General features: G+C 66.7%; 16 protein-coding genes. 9 read left to right on the forward strand and 7 right to left on the reverse strand.

Features of this window, described 5'->3' with window-relative positions; translation table 11 throughout:
- Positions 1 to 93 precede the first annotated feature (93 nt).
- The 7 genes from FB464_RS11085 to FB464_RS11115 all read right to left on the reverse strand — a co-directional run bounded on the left by FB464_RS11085 (position 94) and on the right by FB464_RS11115 (position 8,330).
- A complete protein-coding gene (locus FB464_RS11085) occupies positions 94 to 516 on the reverse strand; it encodes a cytidine deaminase (protein ID WP_116413807.1) in 423 nt (140 codons plus the stop codon).
- Between the two features lie 10 nt (positions 517 to 526).
- On the reverse strand, positions 527 to 1,873 hold the full coding sequence (locus FB464_RS11090) for an ABC transporter permease (protein WP_116413806.1): 1,347 nt from the start codon (positions 1,871 to 1,873) through the stop codon (positions 527 to 529).
- Positions 1,870 to 3,171, reverse strand: a complete 1,302-nt coding sequence (locus tag FB464_RS11095; protein WP_246093026.1) for an ABC transporter permease — start codon at positions 3,169 to 3,171, stop codon at positions 1,870 to 1,872. Before FB464_RS11095 ends, FB464_RS11090 begins: the two co-directional genes overlap by 4 nt.
- Positions 3,168 to 4,715, reverse strand: coding sequence for an ABC transporter ATP-binding protein (locus FB464_RS11100; protein WP_116413805.1), 1,548 nt, complete (start codon positions 4,713 to 4,715; stop codon positions 3,168 to 3,170). Before FB464_RS11100 ends, FB464_RS11095 begins: the two co-directional genes overlap by 4 nt.
- A gap of 96 nt (positions 4,716 to 4,811) precedes the next feature.
- On the reverse strand, positions 4,812 to 5,924 hold the full coding sequence (locus FB464_RS11105) for a BMP family lipoprotein (RefSeq protein WP_116413804.1): 1,113 nt from the start codon (positions 5,922 to 5,924) through the stop codon (positions 4,812 to 4,814).
- A 208-nt stretch (positions 5,925 to 6,132) separates the two neighbouring features.
- Entirely contained in the window at positions 6,133 to 7,212 is a 1,080-nt protein-coding gene (locus tag FB464_RS11110; RefSeq protein ID WP_116413803.1) for a BMP family lipoprotein, read from the reverse strand.
- The gene (locus FB464_RS11115) at positions 7,209 to 8,330 is read right to left on the reverse strand and encodes a mannose-1-phosphate guanylyltransferase (protein ID WP_116413802.1); all 1,122 of its coding nucleotides are present in this window, start codon (positions 8,328 to 8,330) and stop codon (positions 7,209 to 7,211) included. The genes FB464_RS11110 and FB464_RS11115 overlap by 4 nt, the downstream gene beginning before the upstream one ends.
- An 88-nt stretch (positions 8,331 to 8,418) precedes the next feature.
- Here FB464_RS11115 and FB464_RS11120 point away from each other — a divergent pair, with 88 nt between their 5' ends.
- From FB464_RS11120 to FB464_RS11160, 9 genes are all read left to right on the forward strand, one after another.
- Entirely contained in the window at positions 8,419 to 9,573 is a 1,155-nt protein-coding gene (locus tag FB464_RS11120; protein WP_116413801.1) for a glycosyltransferase family 4 protein, read from the forward strand.
- A gap of 101 nt (positions 9,574 to 9,674) precedes the next feature.
- Positions 9,675 to 10,100 (forward strand): succinate dehydrogenase, cytochrome b556 subunit, encoded by a 426-nt coding sequence (gene sdhC / locus FB464_RS11125; RefSeq protein ID WP_281279764.1) that lies wholly within the window; start codon positions 9,675 to 9,677, stop codon positions 10,098 to 10,100.
- Positions 10,100 to 10,549, forward strand: a complete 450-nt coding sequence (locus tag FB464_RS11130; RefSeq protein WP_116413800.1) for a succinate dehydrogenase hydrophobic membrane anchor subunit — start codon at positions 10,100 to 10,102, stop codon at positions 10,547 to 10,549. Before sdhC ends, FB464_RS11130 begins: the two co-directional genes overlap by 1 nt.
- Before the next feature lie 21 nt (positions 10,550 to 10,570).
- On the forward strand, positions 10,571 to 12,370 hold the full coding sequence (gene sdhA / locus FB464_RS11135; protein ID WP_116413799.1) for a succinate dehydrogenase flavoprotein subunit: 1,800 nt from the start codon (positions 10,571 to 10,573) through the stop codon (positions 12,368 to 12,370).
- Between the two features lie 2 nt (positions 12,371 to 12,372).
- Positions 12,373 to 13,131, forward strand: a complete 759-nt coding sequence (locus FB464_RS11140; RefSeq protein WP_116413798.1) for a succinate dehydrogenase iron-sulfur subunit — start codon at positions 12,373 to 12,375, stop codon at positions 13,129 to 13,131.
- A 23-nt stretch (positions 13,132 to 13,154) separates the two neighbouring features.
- Positions 13,155 to 14,348 carry a YihY/virulence factor BrkB family protein gene (locus FB464_RS11145; RefSeq protein WP_116413797.1) on the forward strand — a complete coding sequence of 398 codons (1,194 nt, stop codon included), beginning with the start codon at positions 13,155 to 13,157 and terminating at the stop codon, positions 14,346 to 14,348.
- A gap of 57 nt (positions 14,349 to 14,405) precedes the next feature.
- Positions 14,406 to 15,260 carry an exodeoxyribonuclease III gene (locus FB464_RS11150; protein ID WP_116413796.1) on the forward strand — a complete coding sequence of 285 codons (855 nt, stop codon included), beginning with the start codon at positions 14,406 to 14,408 and terminating at the stop codon, positions 15,258 to 15,260.
- Between the two features lie 38 nt (positions 15,261 to 15,298).
- On the forward strand, positions 15,299 to 16,318 hold the full coding sequence (trpS, locus tag FB464_RS11155) for a tryptophan--tRNA ligase (RefSeq protein WP_116413795.1): 1,020 nt from the start codon (positions 15,299 to 15,301) through the stop codon (positions 16,316 to 16,318).
- A 136-nt stretch (positions 16,319 to 16,454) separates the two neighbouring features.
- Positions 16,455 to 17,336, forward strand: a complete 882-nt coding sequence (locus FB464_RS11160) for a cytochrome c oxidase assembly protein (protein ID WP_246093027.1) — start codon at positions 16,455 to 16,457, stop codon at positions 17,334 to 17,336.
- Positions 17,337 to 17,387: the final 51 nt, after the last annotated feature.

Raw genomic sequence — 17,387 nt, forward strand, 5'->3', positions numbered from 1 at the left:
ACCCCGGCGGGCGGGTGATCGGGGTGCCCGGTGCCGGTGGTTCGTGACCTCGCCGTCGCCGGTGCCGGTGGCTGCCCGGGGCGCCCCTCAGCCTCAGGCCCCGCTGGTCGCCTCGCTGTACTCGACAAGCGTGCGCGGCCCGAACGCGTCGGGCAGCACCTCGTCGATCGTGCGGATGCCCGACACGGTCTCGAGCAGCATGCCCTCTGCGCTGTGTTCGTAGAGCAGCTGGCGGCAGCGCCCGCACGGCATCAGCGCCCCGCCCTGGCCGTCGACGCAGGTGAACGCGACGAGCTTGCCGCCGCCCGTCATGTGCAGCGACGACACCAGCGCGCACTCGGCGCAGAGCGTCAGACCGTAGGAGGCGTTCTCGACGTTCGCGCCGGAGATGATCCGCCCGTCGTCGACGATCGCCGCGACGCCGACAGGGAAGTGCGAGTACGGAACGTAGGCGTGCGTGGCGGCTTCATTGGCAACCGCTCGCAGGGCATCCCAATCGACCTCGGGTGAAGACATGTCGGTGCTCCTAGGACTTTATGTACGGTTTGCCGGATGCTGCGGGCCCTCGCGAGCGCCCGACGAGACCGGCGACGGCGAAGATGGTCAGCACGTACGGCAGCATCAGCATGAACTCGCTGGGCACCGGGGAACCGATGATGCCGAGCACGTTCTGCAGGTTCGAGGCGAACCCGAACAGCAGGGCCGCGAGCGTCGCCCGGATCGGGTCCCACTGGCCGAAGATCACCGCCGCGAGGGCGATGTAGCCGGCGCCTGCCGTCATCTCCTTGTTGAACGCACCCACCGAACCGAGCGTGAAGTACGCACCACCGAGGCCCGCGATAGCGCCGGCGAGCAGCACGTTCCAGAACCGGGTGCGGCCGACGTTGATGCCGACGGTGTCGGCGGCCTGTGGATGCTCGCCCACCGCCCGCACGCGGAGACCCCACTTCGTGTGGAACAGCGCGAAGTACACCGCCGCGACGCCGATGTACATCAGATACACGACGATCGTCTGCCGGAACAGGGTCGGCCCGATCACCGGGATCTCGCTGAGCAGCGGGATGTTGATGCGGTCGAACCGCGGCGGCGAGTTCAGCAGCTCTGCATTCTTCGACAGCACCTGCGAGTAGAGGAAGTTCGTCAGCCCGATGACCAGCACGTTCAGCACGACGCCGACGATGACCTGGTCGACGAGGTACTTGATCGAGAACGCGGCGAGCACGAACGAGACGAGAGCACCCGCGACGCAGGCCACGACCAGGCCGAGCAGCGGCTGGCCGGTGATCGACGCGACGACGGCCGAGGCGAACGCACCGGCGAGGAGCTGGCCCTCGATCGCGACGTTCACGACACCGACGCGTTCGGAGATGACCCCGCCCATCGCGCCGAAGATCAGCGGCACCGAGAGCGAGACCGTGCCGACCAGGAGGCCGGGCACCGGAAGCGTCTGCCCGGCCGCGGCCCAGGCCAGGAAGCCGAACAGGAACACCACGCCGAAGACGCTTGTGAGCCAGAGCGGAACGTGGCGATCCGCCCGCACCCGCAGGTACGCCAGGATCGCGATGACCAGCAGCAGCACCGTCACGACGATGCCTGCGAGGCGCGTGGGCGTCTCGACGGCGGGCAGCTGGATCAGGTCGTTGTCGTTCGAGAGCCGGAACGTCGAGATGCCGTCACGACCGAGCACAACGAACAGCACCAGGGCGATGAGCGTGAAGATGCCGAATGCGATCGGCGCCTTCCACGATTTGACGATCGTGCGCTCGAGGCCGTTCGACGAGTCGGGGTGCACATGTTGGGTCGCCGACGAGACCGTCGATGGATCCGTGACCTCGACCGCGAGGTTGCTCGATCCTGTGATGGGTGAACTCATTTCGCTGCCACCGCCTTCGCGAGTGTGACGGGCTTCTTCTTGCGGGCGACACCCGGAGTCGGAAGGTGGAACACGGCCCGCACGAGCGGCGGGGCAGCGATGAACAGCACGATGAGCGACTGCACGACGAGCACGATGTCGACCGGGATGCCCTGGCCGGCCTGCATCGAGAATCCGCCGGCCTTGAAGGCGCCGAACAGGATGCCCGCCACGAAGATGCCCCACGGCCGTGAACGACCGAGCAGCGCCACCGTGATCGCGTCGAAGCCGATGCCCGCGTCGATGCCGGAGGAGAACCCGGTCGTGACCGTCCCGAGCACCTGGGCGACGCCGGCGAGGCCGATCAGCCCGCCCGAGATCAGCATCACGGTCACATAGGAGCGTTTCACGTCGATTCCGGCGACCCGCGCCGCGTTCGGGTTGACCCCGACCGCACGGAACTTGAAGCCGAGGCTCGAGCGTGAGAGCAGCCACCAGACGAAGACCGTCGCCGCGATCGAGACCAGGAGGCCCGCGTGCAGGTTGTAGCCCGGCCCGAGCAGGTCGGGGTACACGGCCGTCGGCAGCATCGCCGGCGTCTTCGGGTTGTTCGACCCCGGTGCCTGCAGCAGCCCCGGAGTGCGGAGCATGTACGACACGAGGTAGACCGCCACGTAGTTCAGCATGATCGTCACGATCACCTCATGCGCACCCGTGCGGGCCTTCAGCAGGCCGACGATGCCGCCCCAGAGCGCGCCGCCCGCGATTCCGGCAAGCACGGCGAGAATGAGGTGGATGCCGTACGGCAGCGGGAACGAATAGCCCACCCAGCCGGCAGCGGCCGCCGCGATGAGCATCTGCCCCTGGCCGCCGATGTTGAACATGCCCGCGCGGAACGCGAGGCCCACACCGAGGCCCGCGACGATCAGCGGCGTCGCGAACGTGAGGGTGTCGGTCAGCGGCTTGATGCCCTTGGCGAAGTCGAGCGCACCGAAGTTGTAGACCGACCCCTGGAAGAGTGCGCTGTACGCACCCGAAACGGACACCCAGACGGCATTGATCGTGTCGGCCGGGCGCGAGAAGAAGTACCCGGAGGCCGCCTGCACGTTCTCGTCGGTCAGGGCGATCAGGATGCCGCCGACGATGAGCGCCAGCACCACCGCGAGGATCGAGATGACGACACTGCCACCCGCGAGGTCCCGGAGGATCTGGTTCGACCGGGGCGGCGGGGCGACCGGCGAGGCCGGGCCGGAGCCCGAACCCCTGCCCGCACCTCCGGCTGGTGACTGCGGCGAGGCCGCCACGGCAGTGTCGCTCACAGAAGCGCTCCTTCGATCGTGTCGGTGTCGACGGTGGTGATCACATCGGGGACCTCGCCGGCCATCATGAGGCCGAGGACGTCCCGCGATGTGTTGCCGGGAACGATCCCGACGATGCTTCCGCGGTACATGACCGCGATCCGGTCGGCGAGCGCGACGACTTCGTCGAGTTCGGTCGACACCACGATCACGGGAACGCCCGAGTCGCGCGTCTCGACGATGCGCTTGTGCACGAACTCGATCGACCCGACGTCGATGCCGCGGGTCGGCTGGGCGGCCACGAACAGGCGGAGGTCCCGGCTCAGTTCCCGCGCGAGCACCACCTTCTGCTGGTTTCCGCCCGACAGGCGGCCGACCGGGGTCTGGATGCCCTGCGAGCGCACATCGAACTCGCGGGTCTTCTCTTCGGCGAACTGGTTCAGGTAGTTCAGCTGCAGCGTGCCGCGCTTCACGAACGGCGCCGTGTTCGACCGGTCGAGCATCAGGTTCTCGGCGATGGTGAACTCGCCGACGAGTCCGTCGTGGTTGCGGTCCTCGGGTACGAAGCCCACCCCCGCCTCCAGCACGCCGCTGACACTCATCCCCACGAGGGACTGCCCGTCGAGCGTGATCGAACCGAGCACCTTCTCCTGCAGGCCGATGATCGCTTCGGACAGTTCCGTCTGGCCGTTGCCCTGCACACCTGCAATGGCGAGCACTTCGCCGCGGTGCACCTCGAAACTGACGTTGTTGACCACAAGCTGGCCGACGGCATCCACCACCGAGAGGTTCTGCACGACCAGCGCGGCCTCCCCCGGGTTCGCGAGTTCCTTGTGCACCGTCAGCTCGACGGCGCGGCCGACCATCAGGGAGGCGAGCTCGGCGTTCGACGCGGTCGGTTCGGCCTCGCCGACGACCTTGCCGAGCCGGATGATCGTGATGCGGTCAGCGATCTCCCGCACCTCGCGGAGCTTGTGGGTGATGAAGACGATCGACGTTCCGGCGTCACGGAGCTGTCCCATGATCACCATCAGCTCGTCGGTCTCCTGCGGCGTCAGCACGGCGGTCGGCTCGTCGAACACCAGCACCTTCGCGTCGCGGCTGAGCGCCTTGATGATCTCGACCCGCTGCTGCACCCCCACGGGGAGGTCGTCGATGAGCGCGTCGGGGTCGAGGTCGAAGCCGAAGCGCGCGCTGATCTCCTTGACCCGAGCCCGGGCTGCGGCCAGGTCGAGCCGGCCACCCGCCTTGGTCTGCTCGTTGCCGAGCATCACGTTCTCTGCCACGGTGAACACCGGGATGAGCATGAAGTGCTGGTGCACCATGCCGATGCCCGAGCCCATCGCGTCACCGGGGCCTGCGAAGTGCTGCACTTCGTCATCGAGGAGGATCTCGCCCTCGTCGGCCTGGTAGAGACCGTAGAGCACGTTCATCAGCGTCGACTTGCCGGCCCCGTTCTCACCCAGGAGGGCGTGGATCTCGCCGGGCCGCACCACCAGATCGATGTGGTCGTTGGCGACGAGGGAACCGAAACGCTTCGTGATGCCACGCAGTTCGAGCTTCATTGTTTCAATCTACCTGTGGGTCGGACGGTTAAAAAGAGGGTGGGGAAACCGGACGAATCCGGCTCCCCCACACCTCGGCCAGCAACTGGCGGGGTACTACTTGGTGAGGTACGAGGTCACGGGGATGGAACCCGAGATGATGCTCGCCTTGATGGTGTCGAGTTCACCCTGGAGGCCCGAGTCGACCTTGCTGGAGAAGTCGTGGAACGGCGCGATGCCGACACCGTCGTTCGACAGGTCGCCGATGTAGGCGGTGGTGTCGAAGGTGTCACCGGTGGCCGACGCCTTGACGACGTCGCTCGTGGCCTGCTTGATGCCCTTCAGCACCGAGGTGAAGTAGAGGCTGTCGTAGGTGGGGAAGGTGTCGTACACGTCAGCGTCCGCACCCAGCAGCGCGACATCCTTACCGGAGTCGGAGATGGCCGCACCCGCGCTCTGGAAGATCGGGCCACCGACCGGCAGCAGAACGTCTGCACCCTGGTCGATGAAGTTCTGCGCTGTCGTCTTGGCGGTGTCGTTGGCTTCGAAGCCGCCGGTGAACGTCGCCGCGTCGGGGTTCTTGATGTCGTAACCGAGCACCTGCACCGACTTCGACTTCTGCGCGTTGTAGTACTCCACGCCCTGGGCGAAGCCGTCCATGAAGATGGTGACGGTCGGGAAGTTCATGCCGCCGTAGGTGGCGACCTTTCCGGCCTTGCTGTAGCTCGCCGACGCGTAGCCCGCGAGGAACGCAGCCTGCGCCGTGTTGAAGAGGATCGGCTTGATGTTCGGCGCGTCGGTCTTGCCGTCGAAGTCGTTGTCCGCGGCATCGTCGATGATCGCGAAGTCGACGGTCGGGTTCGCGAGCGCTGCAGTCACCGTGGCGGCCGAGAGGGCGAAGCCGACGGTGACGATCAGGGTGCAGTTCTGCGAGATCAGGCTGTCGATGTTCGGGGCGTAGTCGGTCTCCGCGGCGGACTGCACCTCGATCGGCTTCACGCCGACGGCTTCAGCGCCGTCCTTCAGGCCTTCGTCGCCCAGCTGGTTGAACGACTTGTCGTCGAAGCCACCGAGGTCGGAGACCATGCAGGGCTTGAAGTTCGCGGCGGCCGAAGCGGTCGGGGCGGACGACGACGACGTGGCCGGAGCCGACGCGCAGCCGGCAAGCAGGGCCGCGGTTGCGATGGTGGCCAGGCCACCGAAGACCAGACGGCGTTTGGTGTTGCTCAAGATGTCCTCCAAAAGGGCTGTCCCGGGACGGGACGCAGGTGCTGTGGGGATACACGTTACCCAAAGTCAGGTGCGGCGTCGCGCCCGCGGAGCGGTTTGCCGCGCAAGCGTTACAAAGACGTGGCGACCCGTTAATACTGTCGAAATGTTCACGCCGTGATCGTGCGTCCGGCGCAAGAATCGATCGCCGAGCCCGTGTGGACGGCCGTTACTGGGGCTGGCTGGGCGAGGACACAACAACCTTGCCCGAGACGATGTCGGCCTTCAGTGCCGTCACTTCGTCGGCCAGGCCCGCCGGAAGGCTCGACTCGAGGTCGTGGTACGGCGCCAGGTCGACCCCTCCGTTGGCCAGGGTGCCGACATACGCGGAACTGTCGAAGGTGCCCTTCGAGTCGTCTCCGACGATCTGTTCGACAGCGTCACCGGTCTTCTTCATGACGCTTGTGAGCAGAAGCGGCTTGTACTCTGCCGGCAGGGTGTCGTACCCGTCGTTGTCGACCCAGATGATCTTCGCCGTTCCCGCCTCCGAGGCGGCGGCCGCAGCACCCTCGCCGACCTGGCCGGCGACGGGCATGATCACGTCTGCGCCCTGGTCGATGAAGGCCTGCGTGACCGTCTTGCCCTTGTTGACGTCTTCGAAGTCGCCGGTGAAGACGCCGTCCTGGCTCGCTTTGTCCCAGCCGAGGGCGAGCACCGTCGTGCCGTGGGCTGCGTTGTAGGCCGCGACACCGTCGACGAAGCCGTCCATGAAGAGGGTGACGGGGGGCTGGTTGCCACCCCCGAAGGTCGCGACCTTGCCGGTCTTCGACACTCCGGCCGCGAGATAGCCCGCGAGATAGGAGGCCTGCGCGGTGTCGAACAGGATCGACTTCACGTTCGGTGCGGTGACCTGCTCGTCGACGATCGCGAAGTGGGTCGACGGATGCGACGCCGCCTGGGCGCTCGTCGCGTCGGCGAGTTCGTAGCCGACGGTGAGCACGAAACCGCACCCACTGTTCACGGCCTGCTCGACGTTCGGGGCCAGGTCGGTCTCATTCGTCGACACCAACACCTGGGCAGTGATGCCGAGGTCGGCCTCCGCCTTCTGCAGGCCCTCCCAGCTGGACTGGTTGAACGACCGGTCGTCGATGCCGCCCGAGTTCGTGACCATGCGGGCACAGTAGGCACTGGCCGACGAGGTCGACGGCGCGGGTGCCGGCGAGCATCCGGCCAGCACCAGGGCTGCGGACGCGGCGACGGCGAGAACGGAGACGGCGCGGGTTGACACGGCGCGGGTGGCCGACCTCACAGCACGTCTCCCGACCCCGAGAGGCGGAGTGCGTCGACGACCGCCTTCACCCGCTGCGCGTGGGCGCTCGTCGTCACCAGCAGGGCATCCGGGGTGTCGACCACCACGATGTCCTCCACGCCGATCAGGCTGATCACCCGGTTGCTGTTCGAGACGACGACGCCGCTCGACGAGTCGGAGAGGATGCGCGCGTTCTTGCCGAGAATGGCGAGTTCGCTCTTCCGGCCGCCCGAGTGCAGCTTCGCGATCGAGGCGAAGTCGCCCACGTCGTCCCAGCTGAAGGTGCCGGGCACGACGGCGAGCTTGCCCTCTTCGGCACTCGGCTCGGCGACGGTGTAGTCGATCGCGATCTTCTCCAGCTCGGGCCAGATGTGGTCGACGACCACACCGCGGCGGGGGGTGTCCCACGCCTCGGCGAGTTCCATCAGGCCCGCGAGCAGCTCGGGCTTCGAGCGGCCGATCTGCTCCAGCATCACATCGGCGCGCGCGATGAACATGCCCGCGTTCCAGAGGTATGTGCCCGTCTTCACGTAGCGCTCGGCCGTCTTCAGGTCGGGCTTCTCGACGAAGCTGTCCACGAACATGGCCCCCGGTGCCCCGGCGACGCCGAGCGGCTTTCCGGCGTGGATGTAACCGAACCCGATGGAGGGCTCCGTCGGCATGATGCCGATGGTGGTGATGTACCCCGCGTCCGCCGTGATCATGGCCTCCCGCACCACATCGCGGAACTGCTCCGGATGCCCGATCACATGGTCGGCCGCGAACGAGCCGATGATCGTGCCGGGCTCCCGGCGATTCAGGATGGCCGCGGCCAGCCCGATGGCCGCGGTCGACTCGCGGGGTTCGCTCTCGAGCACCACGTTGGCGTCGGCCAGCGCGGGGAGCTGGCGCTCCACGGCGGCCCGGTGTGCACGGCCGGTGACGACCATGATGCGCTGCTCGCCCGCGAGGGGCACCAGGCGGTCCCAGGTGTCGCGCAGCAGGCTCTGGCCCGAACCGCTCAGGTCGTGCAGGAACTTGGGAGCATCCGCCCGGGACAGCGGCCACAGCCGGGAACCGATCCCGCCGGCCGGGATCACGCTGTAGAAACGCTCGACCAGGTCCTTGTGTGCACTCATGCGCCCCACCTTACCTATAGCCGCATGTGCACTCCGCAGTCACTCCCCATTCACACGGGGGCCACTCTCGCTTCCTACCGTGGGAGCCATGAGAGTTGCAATCGTGACCGAAAGCTTCCTCCCCACCGTCAACGGCGTCACCAACAGCGTCTGCAAAGTTCTCGACCACCTCGCCCGCGAAGGCCACGATGCCATCGTGATCTGCCCCTCGGCGCATGCACCCTCCTCCTACCGCGGCTTCCCTGTGTTCGAAGTGCCGGCCGCGCGGTACCGCAGCTTTCCCGTCGGGCTCCCGAACCTGCTCGTGCAGCGACTGATCGCCGAGTTCGACCCCGACGTGGTGCATGCGGCCTCCCCCTTCTTCCTGGGTGCGCAGGCGATCGCTGCGGCCAACCGGCTCGGCATTCCCTCTGTCGCGATCTTCCAGACCGACATGGCCGGCTATGCGAAGCGCAACCATCTCGGGCCCGCGACGAAGCTCACCTGGCGGTTCGTGAAGTGGGTGCACGAGGGTGCGAGCCTCACCCTCGTTCCCTCGAGTGCGTCGATGGATGACCTGCAGAACATGGGCGTTCCGAGACTAAAGCGCTGGGCCCGTGGCGTCGACCTCGAGGCGTTCCACCCCAACAACCGGTCGCGGCCGGGCGCGCTCGCACTCCGGGAGCGGCTGCGGCCGAACGGCGACGAGGTCGTCGTGGGCTACGTCGGGCGGCTCGCGCCGGAGAAGCAGGTGGAACGTCTCGCTGCGCTCCGGGGTGTGCCGGGCATCCATCTCGCCGTCGTCGGCGACGGACCGAGCGAGGCCTCCATCGCCCGGGCGACCGACGGAATGCCCCTCACCTTCCTCGGGCGGCTCGGTGGAGAGTCCCTCTCCGAGGCCTATGCCGCGTTCGACATCTTTCTGCACACGGGCACAGAGGAGACCTTCGGCCAGACCCTGCAGGAGGCCCACGCGGGCGGCCTCCCTGTGGTCGCACCGCGTGCCGGAGGACCCATTGACCTGGTCGCCGACGGGGTGGACGGCTACCTCTACGACCCCGAAGACCCGTCGGAGCTCCACCAGCTCATCGAAGACCTGGTGGAGAGTGAGACCCTCCGGCTGCGGTTCGGCGAGGCGGGCCGCCGCGCGGTGCTCGGACGTACCTGGACGAACGTCTGCGGCGAGCTCGTCAAGCACTACGAATCGGTGATCGGCGTGCCTAGACTTGCAGTACCAACGCAGCGTCGGGTAAGGCTCTCCTAACAAGACATTTCACGATGCGAACATTATGCTGATACAGAATTCGTGGGTTCCAGAAGTGTTCCCGGAGCCACGAACCCATCCTTAACCAAAGGGGGTTGCTCGTGCCCAATGAAGCGGCATCGACGCTCACCACAGCCCGGAGTTCATCGAAACGGCCGGCAGGTACCCTGTACCGCGGCAACACGGGCATGTGGTCCTGGGTGCTGCACCGGATCACCGGTGTCGCCATCTACTTCTTCCTGCTCGTGCACGTGCTCGACACGGCGATGATCCGGGTCTCCCCCGGTGCCTACGACGCCGTCATGAGCACCTACAAGAACCCGATCATGGGGCTCGGCGAGACCGCGCTGGTGATCGCGATCATGTTCCACGCGTTCAACGGACTCCGCATCATCCTGATCGACTTCTGGAGCAAGGGCGCGAAGTACCAGCGCCTGCTGTTCTGGATCGTCATCGCGATCTGGGTCATCGGCACCGCCGGGTTCGCACCGATCCACCTCCACAACGTCTTCACAGAGGGGCAGTGATGTCTGCGATCATCGAGTCCCCCCGCCAGCCCCAGCAGCGCGCGAGCAAGGGCCGCGTCAACTGGGAGAAGTACGGCTGGATCTACATGCGCGCCTCGGGCGTGCTGCTGATCATCCTGATCTTCGGCCACCTCTTCGTGAACCTCGTGCAGGGCGATGGCATCAAGGCCATCGACTTCGCCTTCGTCGCCGGCAAGTACGCCACCCCGTTCTGGCAGATCTGGGACGTGCTGATGCTGTGGCTCGCCATGATCCACGGCTCGAACGGCATGCGCACGATCGTGAACGACTACGCGTCGAACCCGACCATCCGCCGCATCCTGCTCGGCGCGCTGTTCGTCGCAGCGGTCGTGCTCATCGTTCTCGGCACGCTCGTCGTCTTCACGTTCGACCCCTGCAGCACTCTGATCCCGGCAGACCAGGCTCTCTCCTTCTGCCCGGTCCCGTAACGATCCACCAGAAAGCACCCCGTGACTGATTACCCAGACGGCACCGTCGTTGACGGCGTCACCTACCACCAGCACGACGTCGTCATCGTCGGTGCGGGTGGTGCAGGAATGCGCGCGGCCATCGAGGCCGGCCCCAAGGCGAACACCGCTGTGATCTCGAAGCTGTACCCCACGCGGTCCCACACCGGTGCGGCGCAGGGCGGCATGGCCGCAGCACTCGCCAACGTCGAAGAGGACAACTGGGAGTGGCACACCTTCGACACCGTGAAGGGCGGCGACTACCTGGTCGACCAGGATGCCGCCGAGATCCTGGCGAAGGAGGCCATCGACGCGATCTACGACCTCGAGAACATGGGCCTGCCCTTCAACCGCACGCCCGAGGGCAAGATCGACCAGCGCCGGTTCGGTGGCCACACCCGTGACCACGGCAAGAGCCCGGTGCGCCGTGCCTGCTACGCCGCAGACCGCACCGGCCACATGATCCTCCAGACGCTCTACCAGAACTGCGTCAAGCACGGCATCACCTTCTTCAACGAGTACTACGTGCTCGACCTGGTCATGGTCGAGGTCGACGGCCAGCAGCGCCCCGCCGGCGTCGTCGCCTACGAGCTCGCCACCGGAGCGCTGCACGTGTTCCAGGGCAAGTCGATCGTCTTCGCGACCGGTGGCTTCGGCAAGATCTTCAAGACCACCTCGAACGCCCACACCCTGACCGGTGACGGCGTCGGCATCATCTGGCGGAAGGGCCTGCCGCTGGAGGACATGGAGTTCTACCAGTTCCACCCGACTGGTCTCGCCGGCCTCGGCATCCTGCTCTCAGAGGCCGCCCGCGGTGAGGGCGCGATCCTCCGCAACAGCGAGGGTGAGCGGTTCATGGAACGCTACGCTCCCACCATCAAGGACCTCGCCCCCCGCGACATCGTCGCGCGTTGCATGGCGACCGAGATCCGCGAGGGCCGGGGCGGTGGCCCCAACAAGGACTGGGTCTACCTCGACATCACCCACCTCGAGCCGGCGGTCATCGACGCCAAACTCCCCGACATCACCGAATTCGCCCGCACCTACCTGGGTGTCGAGCCGTACACCGAACCGGTGCCCGTGTTGCCGACGGCCCACTACGCCATGGGCGGCATCCCCACCAACGTCAAGGCCGAGGTGCTCTCCGACAACACCACCGTCGTACCGGGCCTCTACGCCGCCGGCGAATGCGCCTGCGTCTCGGTGCACGGCTCCAACCGTCTCGGCACCAACTCGCTGCTCGACATCAACGTCTTCGGCAAGCGCGCCGGCAACAATGCCGTCGAGTACGCCCTGACCGCTGAGTTCGTTCCGCTTCCGGATGACCCGGCCAAGGGCATCCGCGAACTGGTGCAGATGCTCCGCACGACGCAGGGCACCGAGCGCATGTCCGACATGCGGAAGGAACTGCAGGAGTCGATGGACCGGAACGCCCAGGTGTTCCGCACCGAGGATTCGCTGATCGAGGTCACGAAGGTGATCGCCGGTCTCCGCGAACGGTACAAGAACGTCATGGTGCAAGACAAGGGAAAGCGGTTCAACACCGACCTCCTCGAGGCGATCGAGCTCGGTTTCCTGCTCGACCTGGCCGAAGTCACGGTCTACTCCGCGCTCTACCGCAAGGAGAGCCGCGGCGGCCACTTCCGCGAGGACTACCCGCTGCGCGACGACGAGAACTACATGAAGCACACGATGGCCTACCTCACCGGCGACGCGCACTCCGCCGACGCCGGCGACCACATCCGACTGGACACCAAGCCGGTAGTGGTCACCCGCTACCAGCCCATGGAGAGGAAGTACTAAGAATGAGTACAGCAACTCTGGACTCCCCTCCGGCACCCGCCGAAGCGCCCATTCCGACCTTCACCGTCACCATGATGGTGCGCCGATTCAACCCCGAGGTCGACGAAGAGCCGCGCTGGCAGGACTTCGACGTCGAGCTCTACCCGACCGACCGGGTTCTGGATGCCCTGCACAAGATCAAGTGGGAGCAGGACGGTTCTCTGACCTTCCGTCGCTCCTGCGCGCACGGCGTCTGCGGATCGGATGCCATGCGCATCAACGGCCGCAACCGCCTCGCCTGCAAGACCCTGATGAAAGACCTCGACATCACGAAGCCCGTGTACGTCGAGGCCATCAAGGGCCTCCCGCTCGAGAAGGACCTCGTCGTCGACATGGAGCCGTTCTTCGCCTCCTACCGTGAAGTGCAGCCCTTCCTCCAGGCCTCGTCGAAGCCCGACAAGGAGCGCCTGCAGTCTGCCACCGAGCGTGCACGCTTCGACGACACCACCAAGTGCATCCTCTGCGCCGCGTGCACCTCGTCGTGCCCCGTGTTCTGGACCGACGGGCAGTACTTCGGCCCGGCCGCGATCGTGAACGCACACCGTTTCATCTTCGACTCCCGTGACGAGGCCTCCTCGGTGCGCCTCGACATCCTGAACGACAAAGAGGGCGTGTGGCGCTGCCGCACCACGTTCAACTGCTCCGAGGCGTGCCCCCGCGGCATCCAGGTGACGCAGGCGATTGCAGAAGTCAAGCAGGCAATCATGTTCGGCAAGCGCTGACCCGTTCGATCTAGGCTTGGCTCGTGACTACAACCACGACGAAAGACGCGAAGCCCAGTGACGTCGTCGAAGACGCGACGGATGATGCCGCCCATCGCTCCACGGAGCCCGTGGGCGGCATCGCCGGTCTGATCGCCAAGGTCGTCGCCTCGAAGCCCGTGCGGGTCTTCCAGAACTACGGCAACAACGGCGGCCCGCTGCTCGCGTCGGGCATGAGCTATCAAGCCGTCTTCGCCATCTTCGCGGCCCTCGCGGTGGTGTTCTCGGTGTTCGGCATCGTCTTCTCGTCGAACCAGGGCCTGCAGGATGCCCTGATCAGCCAGCTCAATTCGAGCGTTCCCGGGCTGATCGGCGAGAACGGGGCGATCAAGCCCGAAGCGCTCACCTCCGCATCTCCCGTGCTGGGTTGGACGGGGATCGTCGCCGCCGCGGGGCTGGTCTTCACCGCCATCGGGTTCCTGGGCGCCATGCGGAGCGCCATCCGCCTGATCTTCAACATCCCCGGGCCCACCACGAACTTCGTCCTGCTGAAGCTGAAAGACCTCGGCTTCGCCATCGTGTTCGCCGTCGTACTGCTGGTCTCGATGGCGATGACCGTGGCGTCGACGGCCGCGCTCGGGTTCGTCTACGACCTCATCGGGCTCGACCAGGCCTCTCCGTTCGCCGAGATCGTCGGCCGGGTGATCGGGCTCGTGGTCGTCTTCTTCTTCGACACGCTCGTGCTGGCAGGCATCTACCGCATCCTCTCCGGCGTGCCGATCCCGTTCCGGCAACTCTTGCCGGGTGCAGCACTCGGCGGCGTCGCGATGGGGGTGCTGAAGGCCCTCGGCTCGACGCTGCTCGGCGGCGCGACATCCAACCCCCTGCTGGCCTCGTTCGCCGTGATCATCGGGATCCTGATCTGGTTCAACCTGATCTGCCAGGTCGTGCTGATTGTCGCTTCGTGGATCACGGTCAGCATGAGCGACGCCGGAATCGATCCGCGCCAGCTCACGCCCGAGCAGAAGGAGGAGGAGGCCCTGCAGACGGAGGCGGATGCCCACCGGCAGGTGCTCGAAGCCAAGCACGCGCAGCTCACCTCAGAGCTCCAGGATGCCCGGGGCCTCCGGAAGACGAACCTCCGTCGCTCCCTGAAGCGCATCGACCGCGAGCTCGAGGCCGAGAAGAAGGCGCCGGCGATCGATCCCGCCGCGGCCACCCCACCCCGCAAACGCTGACGTCGCCGGCCCGCCCTGGTCGCCTTCGGTGTCGGAGGGCTTCGGTAGGGTTGTGGCATGAGTTCTGGCACCACCAACCTGCGTATAGCGTCGATCAACACCAACGGCATCCGGGCCGCGTTCCGCAAGGGGATGGGCGCGTGGCTCGACGCACGCGATGTCGACATCCTGGCGATCCAGGAGGTGCGTGCCTCCACGGAGGACATCGAAGGGCTGCTCGGGCCGGAGTGGAACATCCTGCACGACGCCGCGACAGCGAAGGGCCGCGCAGGGGTCGCTCTGGCGTCGCGGGCGGCTGCGAGCATCCACCGCGTCGCCATCGGCGAAGAAGAATTCGACAGCGCCGGGCGCTGGCTCGAAGCCGACTACGAGGTGAACGGGCAGATCGTCACGGTCGTGAGCGCGTACGTGCACTCGGGCGAAGACGGCACGCCGAAGCAGGTGGAGAAGTACCGGTTCCTCGACGGGATGGCGGCGCGCCTGCCCGAGATCGCTGCGCACTCTCCGCTTGCGGTCGTCGTCGGCGACCTGAACGTGGGACACAGGACGCTCGACATCCGCAACTGGAAGGGCAACGTGAAACGTGCCGGCTTCCTGCCGAAGGAGCGGGCCTACTTCGACCGTTTCTTCGGCGAGGCGGGGGCGACGGTCGAAGGCGTCGACGGCTCGACCGGTCCCGGCCTCGGCTGGGTCGACATCGGCCGCCAGCAGGCCGGCGAGGTCGACGGCCCCTACACGTGGTGGTCGTGGCGCGGCCAGGCGTTCGACAACGACACCGGCTGGCGCATCGACTACCAGATGGCGACACCCGGGCTCGCCGCCCGCGTCACCGGTTACTCGGTCGACCGGGCTGCCGCCCACGACGAGCGCTGGTCGGACCACACCCCCGTAGTAGTCGACTACGCGATATAGCCTTCTCCTTACTCTCTCTTCTTTTAGGAACTGAACCCATGGCATCCAAACCCCGCCTGCTCTCCGGCATGCAGCCCTCCGCCGAATCGCTGCACCTCGGCAACTATGTGGGAGCCCTGCTCAGCTGGCTGAACCTCCAGGAGTCGCACGAAGCGTTCTACATGCTGGCCGACCTGCATGCGATCACCGTGCCACAGCACCCGGCTGAGCTGCGGGAGAACTCCCGCCGCACCGTCGCGCAGTACATCGCCGCCGGCATCGATCCCGCGCGCTCGACGCTGTTCGTGCAGTCGCATGTTCCCGCCCACGCCGAGCTCGCCTGGGTGCTGAACACGATCACCGGGTTCGGTGAGGCCGCGCGCATGACCCAGTTCAAAGACAAGTCGGCGAAGAACGCGGACTCGACGTCTGTCGGCCTGTTCACCTACCCGATCCTCCAGGCCGGCGACATCCTGCTCTACCAGGCGGCCGAGGTGCCCGTCGGTGAAGACCAGCGCCAGCACATCGAGCTCACGCGCGACCTTGCCAACCGCTTCAACAGCCGCTTCGGCGACACCTTCGCTGTACCCGAGCCGTACATCCTGAAGTCGACCGCGAAGCTCTACGACCTGCAGAACCCGGGCTCGAAGATGTCGAAGTCGGCCGAGTCGAAAGCCGGGGTCATCTGGATGCTCGACGAACCGTCGGTGACGAAGAAGAAGATCATGCGGGCGGTGACCGACGCCGACGGCGGGATCGTCTACGACCCCGAGAACAAGGCGGGCGTCTCCAACCTGCTGACGATCTTCTCCGTGCTGGGCGGACAGTCGATCGCATCACTCGAGTCGGAGTTCGCAGGCCGCGGCTACGGGGATCTGAAGAAGGCCCTCGCCGACGTGGTGATCGAGATGGTCGAGCCGATCCGGGCGCGGACGCTCGAGCTGCTGGATGACCCGGCCGAACTCGACCGCATCCTCGCGGCTGCCGCCGACCGCGCGAACGAGGTCGCCGAGCAGACGCTCGACACGGTCTACGACCGCGTCGGCTTCCTGCGCCGCCAGCGCTACCGCCTCGTCTGACCGACCCTCCGCCACCGCTCATCGTGTCGGGAGTTCCGGTCGGATACGTCGCCCGATACCGACGAGAACTCCCGAGCCGATGAGCGCATAATGGGAGGGACCCGGAGGAGCCGCCACGCCTGACATCATCGACTTCGTGACGGCCTGGCAGGTGGAACCCGTGGGGCTCGCCGTGATCGTCGTCGCCGGCGTGCTGTACGGCCTGGGCATCCGGAGCCTCGCCAAGCGCGGGGTGCGCTGGTCGCTCCGCCGATCGGCCGGGTTCTACGTGCTGGGGCTCGGGTCGTTTGCGGTGATCGAGTTCGGATTCCTCGGGGTCTACAGCCAGGAGCTGCGCTTCGCGTTCACGACCCGCATCGCGCTGCTGCTGTTCGCGGTACCGGGGCTCATCGCCACCGGGAAACCTGTCGCGCTCGCCCGCGAAGCCCTCAGCGGCAGCGTCCGCGGGTCGGCGGTGCTCGAACGTGTGCTCGAATCGCGGGTCATCGGCATCATGGGGAACGCCGTGTTCGGCCCCGTGTTCGCGCTTGCGGCGTTCTCGGTGTTCCTCACCCCGATCGCGGGGAGCCTGCGGTCGTCCGCGGTGGCGCAGGACATCATTACCGTACTCGTTCCCCTGGTCGGGCTGGTGTTGGTGCTGCCGCTCACCGAGCTCGTCGTGGTGCGCACCAGCCTGTTCATCGCGGCTGAGTTCATGCTCGCGTTCGTCGAGCTGGTCGTCGACGCCATCCCGGGCATCCTGTTGCGGCTGAACGATCAGATCCTCGACCACGCCGGGCCGGTGCTCGGCGCGGTGCCGGCCTGGTTCCCGACAGCGCTCCGCGACCAGCAGCTCTCGGGCGACCTGCTCTGGTTCATCGCGGAAGTCGCGGACATTCCCATCCTCATCCTCCTGTTCGTGCGGTGGTCGAAACACGACCGCTCAGAGGCGAAAGGTCTCGACGACCTCACGGATGACGAGATGGCGGCGCTCACCGAGGCGCACCTGAAGTCGTTCACGCAGCGCCCCCCGGACTGAGCCGCCCGTCACGTGCGCATGACGCGCGCGCCGCCGCCCGCCCCATTCCGC

Origin of the sequence: Subtercola boreus (assembly GCF_006716115.1) — a bacterium.
Classification (GTDB): Bacteria; Actinomycetota; Actinomycetes; order Actinomycetales; family Microbacteriaceae; genus Subtercola; species Subtercola boreus.